At 66.9% G+C, this 14,008-nt stretch carries 13 protein-coding genes; 6 read left to right on the top strand and 7 right to left on the bottom strand.

Annotated elements, in window-relative coordinates; translation table 11 throughout:
• From HLH25_RS04145 to uraH, 4 genes are all read left to right on the top strand, one after another.
• Window positions 1–937: pyridoxal-phosphate-dependent aminotransferase family protein (locus HLH25_RS04145; protein ID WP_182972885.1), on the top strand; the 937-nt coding region annotated here is incomplete at its 5' end.
• Window positions 934–1,839, top strand: coding sequence for an allantoinase PuuE (puuE, locus tag HLH25_RS04150; protein WP_182972886.1), 906 nt, complete (start codon window positions 934–936; stop codon window positions 1,837–1,839). The genes HLH25_RS04145 and puuE, both read left to right, overlap by 4 nt.
• The gene (uraD, locus tag HLH25_RS04155; protein WP_246401256.1) at window positions 1,836–2,363 is read left to right on the top strand and encodes a 2-oxo-4-hydroxy-4-carboxy-5-ureidoimidazoline decarboxylase; all 528 of its coding nucleotides are present in this window, start codon (window positions 1,836–1,838) and stop codon (window positions 2,361–2,363) included. The genes puuE and uraD overlap by 4 nt, the downstream gene beginning before the upstream one ends.
• Window positions 2,360–2,713 carry a hydroxyisourate hydrolase gene (gene uraH, locus HLH25_RS04160; protein WP_182972887.1) on the top strand — a complete coding sequence of 118 codons (354 nt, stop codon included), beginning with the start codon at window positions 2,360–2,362 and terminating at the stop codon, window positions 2,711–2,713. The genes uraD and uraH overlap by 4 nt, the downstream gene beginning before the upstream one ends.
• 92 nt (window positions 2,714–2,805) lie before the next feature.
• On the opposite strand, the gene HLH25_RS04165 is transcribed toward uraH, so the two are convergent.
• From HLH25_RS04165 to HLH25_RS04185, 5 genes are all read right to left on the bottom strand, one after another.
• A complete protein-coding gene (locus HLH25_RS04165; protein ID WP_182972888.1) occupies window positions 2,806–3,387 on the bottom strand; it encodes a hypothetical protein in 582 nt (193 codons plus the stop codon).
• Window positions 3,388–3,539: 152 nt separating this feature from the next.
• Entirely contained in the window at window positions 3,540–4,568 is a 1,029-nt protein-coding gene (locus HLH25_RS04170) for an isocitrate/isopropylmalate dehydrogenase family protein (RefSeq protein ID WP_182972889.1), read from the bottom strand.
• 184 nt (window positions 4,569–4,752) lie between these two features.
• Window positions 4,753–6,528 carry an aminopeptidase P family protein gene (locus HLH25_RS04175; protein WP_182972890.1) on the bottom strand — a complete coding sequence of 592 codons (1,776 nt, stop codon included), beginning with the start codon at window positions 6,526–6,528 and terminating at the stop codon, window positions 4,753–4,755.
• A 114-nt stretch (window positions 6,529–6,642) separates the two neighbouring features.
• Window positions 6,643–7,557: a 50S ribosomal protein L11 methyltransferase gene (locus HLH25_RS04180; protein ID WP_182972891.1), complete on the bottom strand. Its 915-nt coding sequence runs from the start codon at window positions 7,555–7,557 to the stop codon at window positions 6,643–6,645.
• Entirely contained in the window at window positions 7,554–9,821 is a 2,268-nt protein-coding gene (locus HLH25_RS04185; RefSeq protein ID WP_182972892.1) for an ATP-dependent helicase, read from the bottom strand. The genes HLH25_RS04180 and HLH25_RS04185 overlap by 4 nt, the downstream gene beginning before the upstream one ends.
• Before the next feature lie 60 nt (window positions 9,822–9,881).
• Between HLH25_RS04185 and HLH25_RS04190 the strand changes: the two genes are divergently transcribed.
• The gene (locus HLH25_RS04190; RefSeq protein WP_182973075.1) at window positions 9,882–10,613 is read left to right on the top strand and encodes a JAB domain-containing protein; all 732 of its coding nucleotides are present in this window, start codon (window positions 9,882–9,884) and stop codon (window positions 10,611–10,613) included.
• 62 nt (window positions 10,614–10,675) lie between these two features.
• Here HLH25_RS04190 and HLH25_RS04195 read toward each other — a convergent pair whose 3' ends face one another.
• Window positions 10,676–11,383 (bottom strand): HAD hydrolase-like protein, encoded by a 708-nt coding sequence (locus HLH25_RS04195; protein ID WP_182972893.1) that lies wholly within the window; start codon window positions 11,381–11,383, stop codon window positions 10,676–10,678.
• Between the two features lie 104 nt (window positions 11,384–11,487).
• Here HLH25_RS04195 and HLH25_RS04200 point away from each other — a divergent pair, with 104 nt between their 5' ends.
• Window positions 11,488–12,117 (top strand): JAB domain-containing protein, encoded by a 630-nt coding sequence (locus HLH25_RS04200; protein WP_182972894.1) that lies wholly within the window; start codon window positions 11,488–11,490, stop codon window positions 12,115–12,117.
• Between the two features lie 28 nt (window positions 12,118–12,145).
• Here the strand turns inward: HLH25_RS04200 and HLH25_RS04205 are convergent, their stop codons facing one another.
• Entirely contained in the window at window positions 12,146–13,954 is a 1,809-nt protein-coding gene (locus HLH25_RS04205; RefSeq protein ID WP_182972895.1) for a sensor domain-containing diguanylate cyclase, read from the bottom strand.
• Window positions 13,955–14,008: the final 54 nt, after the last annotated feature.

Consider the following 14,008-nt stretch of genomic DNA (forward strand, 5'->3'; position numbering starts at 1 on the left):
GCTGCTGCTGTCGGAGATCGGGCAGCGGATCGGAGCGGAGATCCGCACGCTGGATATTCCCTGGGGTGAGGTGGCGACGCTGGAGCAGATCGAGGCGGCGATCGTGGCGCACCGGCCGCAGGTGTTCGCGGCGATCCATGGCGATACCTCGACGACGATGGCCCAGCCGCTGGACGGTGTGGGCGCGCTGTGCCGGCGGCATGGGGTGCTGTCCTATGTCGATGCCACGGCGACGCTGGGCGGCATGGCGGTGGCGACGGATGCGTGGGGCGTGGATGTGGTGACGGGCGGCTTGCAGAAATGCATGGGCGGGCCGCCGGGGTCTTCGCCGATCACGATATCCGACCGGGCGGCGGCGCATATCATGAAGCGGCGGCATGTCGAGGCGGGGATACGCGGCGCGGACCTGGACGAAGGGCCGGGGGCGCTGATCCGGTCGAATTACTTCGATCTGGCGATGATCATGGAATACTGGTCGGAGAAGCGGCTGAACCACCATACCGAGGCGACCAGCATGCTGTATGCGGCGCGCGAGGCGGCGCGGGTGATGGTGGAGGAGGGGCTGGAAGCGCGTTTCGCGCGGCATCGGGCGGCGGGTGCGGCGATGAGTGCCGGGCTGCGGGCGATGGGGCTGACCCTGTATGGGCAGGATGCCTACCGCATGACCAACGTGACGGGGGTGTATATTCCCGATGGTGTGGATGGCGAGCGGGTGCGGGCGCGGATGCGCGGGGAGTTCGAGATCGAGATCGGCACCGCGTTCGGGCCTCTGGCGGGGAAAATCTGGCGGATCGGGGCGATGGGCTACAACGCGATGCGGCACAAGGTGCTGATCACGCTCGGCGCGCTGGATGCCGTGCTGCGTGCCGAGGGGTATGTGCCGCCGGCGGGTGCGGCGATCGAGGCGGCCCGCGCCGTTTATGAGGCTGAACCATGACGGCGCCTTATCCCCGCGACCTTGTCGGCTATGCCGGCAATCCGCCCGATCCGCGTTGGCCGGGACAGGCGCGGGTCGCCGTGCAGTTCGTTATCAATTACGAGGAAGGGGCGGAAAACTCGGTCCTGCATGGCGATGCGGGGTCGGAAGCCTTTCTGTCCGAGATGGTCGGCGCCCGGTCCGTGCCGGGGGCGCGGGCGATGGCGATGGAAAGCCTGTACGAATACGGGTCGCGCGCCGGGTTCTGGCGGTTGCGCCGGCTGTTTGTGGAGCGCGGGTTGCCCGTGACCGTGTTCGGGGTGGCCGCCGCGATGGCCCGCAACCCGGATGCGGTGGAGGCGATGCTGGATGCGGGATGGGAAATCGCCAGCCATGGCCTGCGCTGGATCGATTACCAGGATATTCCCGAGGCGCTGGAGCGTGCGCATATCCGCGATTGCATCATGCTGCACACGCACCTGACGGGCTCGCGGCCGCTGGGGTGGTATCAGGGCCGAACCAGCCCGAACACGGCCCGGTTGATCGTCGAGGAGGGGGGCTTCGTCTACGATGCCGATTCCTATGCCGACGACCTGCCTTACTACGACTGCCATCATGGGCGGCCGCAACTGATCGTGCCCTATACGCTGGACGTGAACGACATGCGCTATGTCGCGCTGAACGGTTTTACCGAGGGCGAGCAGTTTTTCCGCTATCTGCGCGATACGTTCGATAGCCTTTACGAGGAAGGGGAGGTGGCGCCCAAGATGATGTCCGTCGGGCTGCATTGCCGCATTGCCGGCCGCCCTGGGCGTGCCCGCGCCGTTGCCCGTTTCCTGGACCATGTGCTGGCCCACGAGCGGGTCTGGGTGGCGACGCGGCTGGATATCGCCCGCCATTGGCTGGAGGTTCATCCCGCATGAATTCGGTGATGCGGCGCGTAAACGAGATGGCGTCGGCGCGGTTCGTCGAACGGTTCGGCGCGCTGTACGAACATTCGCCGTGGGTGGCGGAACGCGCGGCGGGCCTGCGCCCGTTTGGGGATTCCGGCGCGATGCTGGCGGCCATGAATGGCGTGCTGGCGCGCGCGACGACGGAAGAGAAACTGGCCCTGGTGCGCGCCCATCCCGAACTGGCGCGCCGGGCCGGGCTGGACCCCGACCTGACCCGAGCCTCGCAGGCCGAACAGGCCTCGGCCGGGCTGGATCGGCTGACGCCGGAGGAATATGCGCGGTTCAACAGCCTGAACGATGGCTACGCCGCGCGGTTCGGCATGCCGTTCGTGATCTGTGTCCGCCTGTCGGACAAGGCGCTGATTCTGTCGGAAATGACGCGCCGGCTGGCCCACACGCCGGAGCAGGAACTGGAGACGGCGATTGCCGAGATCGGCAAGATTGCCGGGTTGCGGCTGGCCGATGCGCTGGCGCGCGAGGAGCCGCGTTCATGAGCACCTTGTCGAGCCATGTTCTCGATCTGGTATCCGGCCGGCCGGCGGCGGGGATGGAGATCGTGCTGTGGGCCGGTGATGCGTGCCTGTTTCGCGGCCGGACGAACGAAGACGGACGGTGCCCGGATCTGGCGCGGGTGGGGGAGTTGCCGCCAGGAGCTTATCGGCTGGAGTTCGCGGTTGCCGCGTATTTCCGCCGGCAGGGCGTGGCGCTGAGCGAGCCGCCGTTTCTGGACGTGGTGCCGATCGCATTCGGGATTGCGGCGCCGGCGGCCGATGGCACGGGCGGGCATTACCATGTGCCGCTGCTGGTCTCGCCCTACGGGTTTTCGACTTACAGGGGGAGTTGAGGTTCGGACCGGGACATGAAGAGGCAGGCCCTGGTGGCCCGGATCATGGGTCGGTCAAGCATTCTGCGCCGCGTCGATGCCGGGTTCGGACATTAGAACGGCTTCAGGGTTTTTCTCTTCAGCTCCTGAGCCGCCAGCGAAGGGACGTTGAATGCTGCCCGGTTTTCGTCGGTCAGGAGTGCCCTGTTATAAGGTGCCTGGGTTACGTCTTTTCCCGGTGCGGCTGTAAATTGCGTTCCGAATATCTGAGGTTGACCTATCTCCTGAAGGTAACGATCGAGGGTTGCGGCTTCGAGCCAGCGTGCGTTTTCGTCACCAAGGGAAACGGCAGTCATCGCCAGGCAATGCGCAAGCAGATAGCCGTCAGATGTCTCCGCGTGTTGATAGACCATGGCCGCGTGCGCATAATCGGCCGCGCTATGAAGGGCTCCATGCTTCATCAACGTATTCAACGTTGCCCGGCGTGCCTCGTCCCGTTTCGCCAGTTTTGCCCAATCGGCCGCTGTGGCTTTGCCGTGCAGCAGGGTTGTGCGTTCATCCTGATCGGCTTGGAAAATATTTGTAATCTGTGGATTGTCTTGTATCGGGGAAGCAAAAGAATTTTGTTTACCGGTTGATAGCATTGTCATTATGACAATGAAACAAAGCAGACGCCTTCCGTTTGTGAGCTTCATATTGCGGTCCTGGCTTTGTAAATATTCAGCGTGGCATGGTCGCGTGCGATATTTACAGAACCATAGCTTGTTACGAAGTAAATTCAACCGGATGCGCGTGACGGTGTTGTGCTAACGAAGCCGCCGGTTCTGGAGAACCGGCGGCGGTGGGATCAGACCAGGTGCTGCTTCAGCGCGGCGGTGAATTCGCGCGTGCCGGACTTGCCGCCCAGGTCGCGGGTCAGCAGTTCGGGCTTGGTGATCACGGAGCGGATGCCGCTTTCGATGCGGGTGGACAGGTCGTCGCGGCCGACATGCTCCAGCATCATGTTCGCCGCCAGCAGCAGGGCCAGCGGGTTGGCGAGGTCCTTGCCGGCAATGTCGGGCGCGGAGCCGTGAACGGCCTCGAACACCGCGGCCTTCTCGCCGATATTCGCGCCGGGGGCCATGCCCAGGCCGCCGACCAAGCCGGCCGTGAGGTCGGACAGGATGTCGCCGAACAGGTTGGTGGTGACGATGACGTCATACTGCCAGGGGTCGATGACCAACTGCATGGCGCACGCATCGACGATGCGCTCGTTGCATTCCACGCGGCCTTCATATTCCTTGGCGACCTTGCGGCCTTCTTCCAGGAACAGGCCGGTCAGCAGCTTCAGGATGTTGGCCTTGTGGACCAGCGTCACCTTCTTGCGGCCATGCTTGACGGCATATTCGAACGCGAAGCGGACGATGCGGTTACATTCGGCGCGCGAGTTGTAGCCCGCGCCGGTCGCGATCCCGTGCGGGTCGTCGCCCACCGGGATGTAGCTTTCCATCGCCGCGTAGTACCCTTCCAGGTTCTCACGCACCAGGACCAGGTCGATCTTGTCGAAACGGCCCCCGGGGACGAACGTGCGCGTCGGGCGCAGGTTGGCATAAAGCCCGAATTCCTGGCGCAGGGTCACGTTGATGGACTTGAAGCCGCCACCCACGGGGGTCGTCAGCGGGCTTTTCAGGGCCAGGCCGGTGCGGCGGATGCTGTCGATCGTCTGGGGGGGCAGCGGATTGCCGGTCGCGTCAACCGCCGCCATACCCGCGAGCTGCTTGTCCCAGGCGAACGGCGCGCCAACCGCGTCCAGGATTTCGGTCACGGCATCCATGATTTCGGGGCCGATCCCATCGCCGGGGATCAGGGTAGCCGGAATCGTCTTTTCAGCGGACATTGTCGAACGTCTCCCTCTGTGCTCTGTCTGGCCCGACCTGCCGACCGTGCGTTCGCGAGGCGGGGGTAGCCGGGCCGGACCCGTATGGTCCTAAGCCCGTGGCAGACGGGTGACAATCGCGCCCATCCCCGTCACGCGGGCTTTCGCGGTCACATTATCTGGCGCTGTCCGGCGAGGTTTCGCGCTATTCCGCCACGATCGGGGCACAGGCCCCTGCGAGCCATGCGCGGGCGTCGGCGGCCAGTTGCGGTGCGATGAGATCAAAAACCCGTGCATGGTACGTATCCAGCCATGCCGTCTCTTCGCGGGTCAGCAATGCCGGGTCGATCAGCCGCCGGTCGAAGGGGGCGAGGGTCAGAGTTTCGAACGCCAGGAAGCTGCGTCCGGCCTCGGCGGGGGTCGGGTGGGCCAGCAGCAGGTTTTCCAGCCGGATGCCGAAAGCGCCTGGCCGGTAGTAGCCGGGCTCGTCCGACAGGATCATGCCCGCCGCGACCGCCACCGGCCGGTGAACGGGCGAGATCGAGCACGGCCCCTCATGCACCGAAAGATAACTGCCGATTCCATGGCCGGTGCCGTGGTCGTAATCCAGCCCGTCCTGCCACAGCGCGTAGCGCGCCAGGGCGTCCAGCGCGTGACCTGTCGTGCCGACCGGGAAGCGGGCCAGCGCCAGGGCGATATGGCCCTTCAGCACGCGGGTGAAGGGGCCGCGCACGCTGTCGGGCGCTGGCCCCTTGCCGGTCCAGAGGGTGCGGGTAACGTCGGTGGTGCCGAAGGGATACTGGCCGCCGCTGTCGATCAGATAGACCTCGTCGGCGCCGATCGTCCGGGCGGAGTCCGGGGTGACCCGGTAATGGATCACCGCGCCGTTGGGGCCGGCGCCCGAGATGGCGGGGAAGCTTTCCTCGCGATAATCGGGGCAGAGGGCACGGAACGCATCCAGTTGGGTTGCGGCCTGGAGTTCATTCTGCCCGACGCCCTGCGTGTCCACCCAGTGCAGGAAACGGCATAGCGCGATGCCGTCGAGCAGGTGGGCGCGGCGTGCGCCTTCCTGCTCGACCGGGTTCTTGCATGCGCGCGGCAGGGCGCATGGGTCGGTGGCGCGGGCGATGGTGGCGCCGGCGGCCTCCAGCGTCTGGATGAACCAGATCGCCGTGCCGACCGGATCGACCCGCACCGTCCGTCCGGTCAGGGCCGTCAGCGCCGCGTCGAGGCCGGAGGGCGGCACGACCCGGACCTGTTGGCCCAGCCAGTGGGCGGTATCGGGCGGCACGCGGGCCGGGTCGATGAACAGGTCGAGCTGGGCGTCGGCATGCAGGATGGCGAAGGCGAGGCAGGCCGGTGTGTAGGGAACGTCGTTGCCGCGAATGTTCAGCAGCCACGCGACGGATGTCGGGTCGCCCACGATGGCCGCGTCCTGGCCTTCGGCGCGCAGGACGGCCGCCATGCGTGCCCGCTTGTCGGCGCTGTCCTCGCCCGCGAAGGAGAGGGGATGGGGCAGGCAGGGGGTGCCGGGGGCGGCCGGCTGGTCGGTCCAGATCCGGTCCACCGGGTTGGCCGCCAGCGGCACCATGTCCAGCCCGCGTGCCAGGAACGGTTGCAGGCCGGCCTCGCCGACCAGGCGGGGATCGTAGCCGATCCGCAGGCCGCGCCCGCCCTGCGCCGCCAGCCATTCGGCCGGGGGGGTGTCGCGCATATGCAGGCGGGACCAGGCGGTGCCGTCCACCTGCTGGTCCATCTGCGTGATGTAGCGCCCGTCGGAGAAGACCGCCGCCGGGCCGTCGCGCAGCACCACCGCCATGCCGGCGCTGCCGGTGAAGCCGCTCAGCCAGGCCAGGCGCTCGGCATAGGGGGCGACATATTCGCCCAGATGCTCGTCGCCGCGCAGCAGGAGGAAGCCGTCGACATCCATGTCCTCCAGCACGCGGCGCAGCGCGGGGAGACGGGCTGAAATCTCGGGCATTTCCCTTGTCCTTTTACTTTGGAAACAATTGAGAGCAGATCCTGTTTGAATGCGTGCATTCAAACAGGTGGAAATGCTCTGGTCCGCTGGTTCGCGCCTGCGTTGCCTGAGCGGTCAGGCGCCGGTCGCGCCATCGGGGCGGCGCAGGACGAGCGTGGACCAGTCGCCTTCGGTCAGGTGCCGTTCCAGGACCAGGCCCTGCCGCCGGTGGGCGGCCACCACCATGCGGGCCTGGCTGTTGAGCAGGCCGGCCAGGATGGCGGTGCCGCCGGGGGCGAGGTGGGCGGCCAGGTCCTTGGCCATCAGGCAGAGCGGACGGGCGAGGATATTGGCGAAGATCAGGTCGAACGGCGCATGGCGCTTGAGGCCCGGCGTGCGCCAGCCATTGCCCAGCCGGGCGGCGACCAGGGTGGAGAGGCCGTTCAGCGCCGCGTTCTGCTGCGTGGTGCGGACCGACCATGGGTCGATATCCACCGCCAGGACCGGGCGGTGCAGGAGGGCCGCCGCCGCCATGGCCAGGATGCCCGAGCCGCAGCCCATGTCCAGAATCCGGCGCGGGCGGCGATGGGCGACCTGTTCGAGGGCGCGCAGGCATCCGCGCGTCGAGCCGTGTTCGCCCGAGCCGAAGGCCATGCCGGCATCGAGCGTGATCGCGATGCGCCGTGACTGGGTGGGGCCTTCCAGGTGGGTGCCGCGCACCACGAAACGCTGGCCGACATCCTGCTCGGGGAAGGATTCGTAGGTGCGGGCCAGCCAGCCCTCGGCCTCGGTCCGTGTGCGGTCCAGTTCGGCCGCGTGGCCGCTGACGGCGGCGGCGAGGGCCAGGGCGGCCGTCAGTTCGGCTTCGCCGTAACCGAGGTCGCGCACGCCTTCGACCCGCCACAGGACCTGCGTATCGTCCACCTCGAAGATGCCGATGGTGGAGCAGACGACCGACAGGGCCTCCTCGTACGCCATGACGGCATCGGCGGGGACGGTGACGGCGATGGTTTCGAGTTCCGTCGCGTGGCGACGGGTCAGACTTGTCATGGTGCTTTCTCGACAAAACTGTCCAGGAGACGTTTCGGTCCGGCCTTGTCGAAGGCGACTTCCAGCCGGTTGCCCTCGACGGACGATACCGTTCCATATCCGAATTTCTGGTGGAAGACCCGCGTGCCGACGGCCATCGTCGTCCTGGCGGGGGAGGCGGTCGTATCGGCCGCCGCGTCGGCCGCGCGGGGGCGGCGGGCGGTGATGGGGAAGGCGCTGGAGAAGGCGGGGGCCTGGCCGAAGCCGCGGCCGCGCGTCTGGCTGGCGGCGCCGGTGGTGGTCACGTATTCGTCGGGCAGTTCCTCGATGAAGCGGCTGGGGGTGGCCGATTGCCAGTTGCCGTAGATGCGGCGGCTGGCGGCATGGCTGATGATGGCCCGGTGCCGCGCCCGCGTGATGCCGACATAGGCGAGGCGCCGTTCTTCCTCCAGCCCCTTCAGGCCGCCCTCGTCGAGCGTGCGCTGGGAGGGGAAGACGCCTTCCTCCCAGCCCGGTAGGAAGACCGTGTCGAATTCCAGCCCCTTCGCGCCGTGCAGGGTCATGATGCTCAGCCGTTCGGTGCCGGCGCTTTCCTCGTTTTCCATCACCAGGGCGACATGTTCGAGGAAATGGCCCAGGCTTTCGAAATCGGCCAGCGCGCGCACCAGTTCCTTCAGGTTGTCCAGCCGGCCCGGCGCCTCGATCGAGGTGTCGGCCTTCCACATGTCGATATAGCCGCTTTCCTCCAGCAGCCTGTCGATGACCACGACATGGCCTTCGCGCGGGAGGTCTTCGCGGCCCTGTTGCAGGGTGTTCAGCAGGGTGGCCAGGCTGTCGCGGGCCTTGCCCTTGATCTCGCCGCGTTCGAGCATGCCGCCGATCGCCGCCGTCAGCGGCATGCCGCCGTCGCGGGCGGCCTGGTGGAATTTCTGCATCGCGACGGCGCCGATGCCGCGCCGGGGGACGTTGACGATGCGTTCGAACGCCAGGTCGTCCGCCGGCTGGTTCAGCACCCGCATATAGGCCAGCGCGTCGCGGATTTCCGCGCGTTCGTAGAAGCGCAGGCCGCCGACGACACGGTAGGGCAGGCCGAGGGCGATCAGCCGTTCCTCGAACGCGCGGGTCTGGAAGCCGGCGCGGACCAGGATGGCGATTTCGGACATGCGGTGGCCGCCGGCGCGCAGGCGTTCGACCTCCTCGCCGACCAGCCGGGCTTCGTCGTCCGAATCCCAGACGGAGGCCACGCGGACTTTTTCGCCGGATGCATCTTCGCGGCCGGGGCGCAGGGTCTTGCCCAGCCTGCCGTCATTATGCGCGATCAGGCCGGAGGCGGCGCCGAGGATCTGGGCGGTGGAGCGGTAGTTGCGCTCCAGCCGGACGATGGCGGCGCCGGGGAAATCGCGCTCGAAACGCAGGATGTTTTCCACTTCCGCGCCGCGCCAGGAATAGATCGACTGGTCGTCGTCGCCGACGCAGCAGATATTGGCCTGCTGGCCCTCGCGCTGGGCCAGCAGGCGCAGCCACAGATACTGGATGGTGTTGGTATCCTGGTATTCGTCGACCAGGATATAGCGGAACAGCCGGTGATACTGGGCCAGCACGTCGGGCCTGGTACGCAGGATTTCGGTGACGTGCAGCATCAGGTCGCCGAAATCGCAGGCGTTGAGCTGCACCAGCCGTGCCTGGTAGCTGGCGTAGATCGCCCGGCACTGGCCGTTGGCGAAATCGCAATCCTCGGCCGGGGTGACGCGCTCGGGCGTCAGGCCGCGATCCTTCCAGCGCTGGATCACGCCCAGGATGCCTTGCGGGGGCCAGCGCTTGCTGTCGATGCGCAGCGGCTCGATCACCTGCTTGAGCAGGCGGAGCTGGTCGTCGGTGTCGAGGATGGTGAAGCCGGAACCGAGCCCGACATATTCGGCATGGCGGCGCAGCATGCGCGCGCAAAGAGCATGGAAAGTGCCCAGCCACAGACCTTCGACCGGCTCGCCCAGCAGGGTGCCGATCCGCTCGCGCATTTCGCGCGCCGCCTTGTTGGTGAAGGTGACGGCCAGGATCTGGTAGGGCCGCGCCCGGCCTGAGAGCAGGATGTGGGCGAAGCGCGTGGTCAGGACGCGCGTCTTGCCCGTTCCGGCGCCGGCCAGGACCAGGAGCGGGCCGTCCGTCGTCTCGATCGCCATCCGCTGTTCGGGATTGAGGCGCTGGAGATAGTCCGGGGCGTCGGGGGTGGGGGCTGGGGTCTGGTTCACGGTTTCGGTATAGGGCGTCGCGGGATTATGACCAAGCATTGCGGATTGATTCCCGCGCCGGAGGGTGGCGTTCGGCGGGCGGGGGAGGCGGGGAGCGTCATGAGGCGGGCGGGCGGAAGGGGCGGAAAGGGCGCGGGGCAGGCGGCCCCTTTCAAGGAAACCGGGCCGGCCGGGCATCGGGGGCGGATGCGTGCCCGCGTTCTGACATCGGGTGCCGCGTCGCTGGCGGATTACGAGATCGTGGAGATGCTGCTGTTCATCGGCGTGCCCCGGCGGGATACCAAGCCGCTGGCCAAGGCCCTGCTGAACCGATTCGGCAGTCTGGGCGCGCTGCTGTCGGCCTCGCCGGACGGGCTGCGGGAAGCCGGACTGTCGGAGCGGGCGGCGGCGGCGCTGGGGTTGCCGGCCGCCGTGGCCGAGTGTCTGTCGCGGCCCGATCCGCTGACGCGCACTCCGATGCGAGACTGGGATGCGGTGCTGGCGTATTGCGACACCCGGTTGGCCGATGCGCCGCCCGGCCAGTTGCGGGTGCTCTTCCTCGACAGCATCAATCACATCATTGCCGATGAGGCGGTGGATGACGGCGGAGGCGGTGCGCCGGAACTGACCCAGCGCCATATTCTGCTGCGGGCGCTCGACCTGCACGCCACGGCGCTGGTCGGAATCCGGATGGCGCCCAACTGGCCGCCGCCGGTCGCGATGATCGAGGGGGATGCGGTGCTGATGCAGGCGATTTCCTACCACGCGCAGAACCTGTCCCTGACTGTTCAGGACCATGTGTTCCTGCGGCGCGGCCAGTGGCTCAGTCTGCGCCAGCAGCGACGCCTGTAGGAGGCCGGCGGCCGATGCGCGTGCGGCGATCGGGGGCGCATCGGCCGCCATGCGTCGGAAGGTTACTTCGCCGCGGGGTGGATATGCGCGGCCGCCAGTTGGCCCCGGATCGCCGCCATCAGTTCGCCGGGATCGGTGACCAGTGCGTCGGCACCGGCTTCGGTCAGTTCTTCCTCGTCGCCATAGCCCCACAGCACGCCAAGTCCCCTGATATGGTTGGCGTGGGCGCCGCTGATATCGAACCGACGATCGCCGACCATGATGGCGCGGTTTCGGGCGATGTCGTGCTCTTCCAGCAATTGGGCGATGAGTTCGGGTTTCTCCGCGCCGGTATCGTCGGGCCGGGCACCGTAGAGCGCCGTGAAATAGGGGGTCAGTTCCCGCAATTCCAGGATGGCGCGGGCCAGGTGAACCGGCTTGGAGGTTGCCAGGAACAGCCGGGCGCCGGAGGCCGTTACGGCTTCGATCACCTCGCGCATGCCTGGGAAGACCGGGCTGCGATGCATGCCGCGCCGCTCGTAATGATAGCGGTAGCGCCTTACGGCTTCCTCGGCCCTGTCGTCGCCGTAATGCGTGAGGACGCGGGCGACCAGATCGTGCAGGGGGGGACCGACAACCCAGGTCAGGTCTTCCGCCGGATCGGGTTCATGGCCAAGATCGCGTATCGCGTCATGCAGGGAATTGATAATGCCGGCGCGGGAATCGATGATGGTACCGTCGAGATCGAGAAGAACCGCGTCGCGATGATTGAGGGACGACAGAACATTCATACCGGCGATGGTCCTTTTGGCTCCATGAAGCTCCCTTATACCCAAGCTGCCGCTTCGCGGCCATTGGCGGCTTCCCCTCCGGGTGGCCGGGGCCGTGGGATGGCATGACCGCGCCTTCCGCCGATGCCGATGACGTTGGGCTGCTGTCCGCGATCCTGACGCTGATCCTGCCTTCGGGAGGCGACCCTGCCGGGCTGGCGCGCGCCATGCTGGCGCGATTCGGCACTGCCGGCGCAGTCTTCGCCGCCGATGCCGACGAATTGTCGGCGGCGGTCGAGGGGCGGATTCAGGTGGTCGTCACGCTTCCGCTGCTGCGTGAGGCGGCGATCCGGTTGATGCGGACGCGAATCCGGCAGGGCAACCTGCTGGCGTCGCATGACGCGCTGATGGCTTATCTTCAGGCCGTTCTGGCGCGCGACACGCTGGAACAGTTTCGCGTGCTGTTTCTGGACCGCAATGCCCGGCTGATCGCCGATGAAGTCCTGGCGCAGGGCACGATCGACCAGACGCCCGTCTATCCGCGCGAGGTCATGCGCCGCGCCATCCGCCTGAAGGCGAGCGAACTGATCCTGGTTCATAACCATCCCGGCTGGAACCCGATGCCGTCGCGCGAGGACATCGCGATGACCCGGCGGCTGGAGCAGATCGCCACCGTCCTGGGGCTGGCGGTGCGCGACCATGTGATCGTGGGCAATGGGGGAGCGACCAGTTTCCGGCAGGCGGGCCTGCTGTGAGAGGCAGCCTGCCGGCCGGGTGCTTGCTTCAGGTGCCGTTGGCGGTTTGCTCGGTGAGCGTATCTTCGGCGATCATCAGCCGGTTGCGGCCGCCCCTTTTGGCGACATAGAGCGCCTGGTCGGCGCGTTCGATCAGGGCCGCATGGTCCTCGTCGGGCCGGTGGCAGGCGATCCCCATGCTGATGGTGACGTGCAGGGTCGGACCGGATGGGACCACGATGGAATCCGACGAGACGGCGCGGACCAGGCGGCGCGCGAGGCTGATGGCCTGTTCCGGGTTCTGGTCCGTGATCAGGACCGCGAATTCCTCGCCGCCGATCCGGGCGACCATGTCGCCGTCGCGCACGGCGGCCAGGACCGTGGAGGCGACCCGCTGGAGCACGATGTCGCCGATCGGGTGACCGTAGCGGTCATTGACCAGCTTGAAATGATCCAGGTCGAAAATCGCGACCGCGATCTTCGCAGCATCCTGCGCCATGCAGGCATGGAGAGCCTGGAAGAAGGCGCGCCGGTTGGGCAGGCCGGTCAGTTCGTCCGTATTGGCCGCGTGCTCGTTGGCTTCGGCGATCCGGCGGTTCTGTTCGTCCTGTGTGAACTGTTCGGTGATGTCGCGGATCAGCCCGCCATAGCCCAGATCTTCATCCAGGCGATGGGCCAGGATCTCGACATGCCGGATCGTGCCGTCGCGGCGGCAGATGCTGACGACCTGCCGCAGATCTTCCCGGCTGCCCGATACCAGTTCGGACAGTGCCCGGCTGAGGGGAGGGCGGTCCTCGGGGATGACGCTCTCCAGCATGTGCTGGCCCAGCCGGTATTCGACCGGCACGCCGAACAACTGCTCGGATGCCGGATTGAGGTAGCTCCAGCGGCCGAAGGCATCCACCCGGAACAGCACGTCGCCCACGCGGTCTGCCAGGTGACGGAAATCGCGCAGTCGCCGTTCGGCCAGTGCGGCTTTCTGGTCGCGCTGGGTCAGTACGGCGCCCAGCGGCAGGGCGCAGAAGAAGATTGTCGCCAGGTCGAGCTGGAAAATATAGATCCTCAGCGAGTCCGGCCCATGAAAGGGCATGGCGGGGCCGACATCGGTGAAGATGAAATAGCTGCCGATCATGGCGATGATTGCGACGGCCAGCGCGGCGCCCTTGGCATACAGGTGGTAGGTGGCCAGGAGCAGCGGCGGCAGAAGCAGGAACTGGAACGGATAGTGGGCCTGGCCATAGACCACGATCGCTGCCCCCGCGACCAGCGCCATCAGGCCGCCGGCCACAAGCGATGACGGGGAATCGTGGTCCGGGTTGCCCTTGGTATCATAGGGGTTCAGGGCCAGCAGAACCGGAACCGTGATCAGTACGCCGGGCAGGTGGGCCATCGTCCAGGTCGTCGCACCACCCAGCCAGCCGCGCCCTTCGCTGAAATACAGGGCTTCTGCCGCGACGGCCGCCGAGCATATGACGGCCATTGCCGTCACAAGGGCGAAGCGGAATGCCCATCCGGGATGTTCGAAAAAATCGGAGATCGGGCTGAAACGGCGGGCCAGAAAAACGGCGAGCAGGATTTCGACCAGATTGGCGCCTGCAAAGCCGACGCTGGTGACCCAGGGGCGATGGTCACCCAGATTGACCAGCGTGGACAGGACCAGCAGCAGCGGCGGAAACAGCCGCCAGTCGAAATTGCGCATGCACAGGGCCGATGCCACCAGGACCGCGTTGGCCGGCCAGATCATGGCGGAACTGCCGCCATGGCGGGTCCATCCCACGCTGGCAATGGCGACGAGGCACCATACCACGCAGGTCAATATCGTCGACAGACTGTTCCGACCCGCCAGGATTGCTGTCATGCTGCGTGGCTCGTCCTCATTACCCGATGCCAATTATCATCAATTGCCGACTTC

Origin of the sequence: Gluconacetobacter dulcium (assembly GCF_014174165.1) — a bacterium.
GTDB classification, from domain to species: domain Bacteria; phylum Pseudomonadota; class Alphaproteobacteria; order Acetobacterales; family Acetobacteraceae; genus Gluconacetobacter; species Gluconacetobacter dulcium.

Excerpts from the sequence above, each read along its gene's own strand:
- puuE (WP_182972886.1), top strand. The coding sequence starts at position 934 with ATGACGGCGCCTTATCCCCGCGACCTTGTCGGCTATGCCGGCAATCCG.
- uraD (WP_246401256.1), top strand. The coding sequence starts at position 1,836 with ATGAATTCGGTGATGCGGCGCGTAAACGAGATGGCGTCGGCGCGGTTC.
- uraH (WP_182972887.1), top strand. The coding sequence starts at position 2,360 with ATGAGCACCTTGTCGAGCCATGTTCTCGATCTGGTATCCGGCCGGCCG.
- HLH25_RS04165 (WP_182972888.1), bottom strand. The coding sequence starts at position 3,387 with ATGAAGCTCACAAACGGAAGGCGTCTGCTTTGTTTCATTGTCATAATG.
- HLH25_RS04170 (WP_182972889.1), bottom strand. The coding sequence starts at position 4,568 with ATGTCCGCTGAAAAGACGATTCCGGCTACCCTGATCCCCGGCGATGGG.
- HLH25_RS04175 (WP_182972890.1), bottom strand. The coding sequence starts at position 6,528 with ATGCCCGAGATTTCAGCCCGTCTCCCCGCGCTGCGCCGCGTGCTGGAG.
- HLH25_RS04180 (WP_182972891.1), bottom strand. The coding sequence starts at position 7,557 with ATGACAAGTCTGACCCGTCGCCACGCGACGGAACTCGAAACCATCGCC.
- HLH25_RS04185 (WP_182972892.1), bottom strand. The coding sequence starts at position 9,821 with ATGCTTGGTCATAATCCCGCGACGCCCTATACCGAAACCGTGAACCAG.
- HLH25_RS04190 (WP_182973075.1), top strand. The coding sequence starts at position 9,882 with ATGAGGCGGGCGGGCGGAAGGGGCGGAAAGGGCGCGGGGCAGGCGGCC.
- HLH25_RS04195 (WP_182972893.1), bottom strand. The coding sequence starts at position 11,383 with ATGAATGTTCTGTCGTCCCTCAATCATCGCGACGCGGTTCTTCTCGAT.
- HLH25_RS04200 (WP_182972894.1), top strand. The coding sequence starts at position 11,488 with ATGACCGCGCCTTCCGCCGATGCCGATGACGTTGGGCTGCTGTCCGCG.
- HLH25_RS04205 (WP_182972895.1), bottom strand. The coding sequence starts at position 13,954 with ATGACAGCAATCCTGGCGGGTCGGAACAGTCTGTCGACGATATTGACC.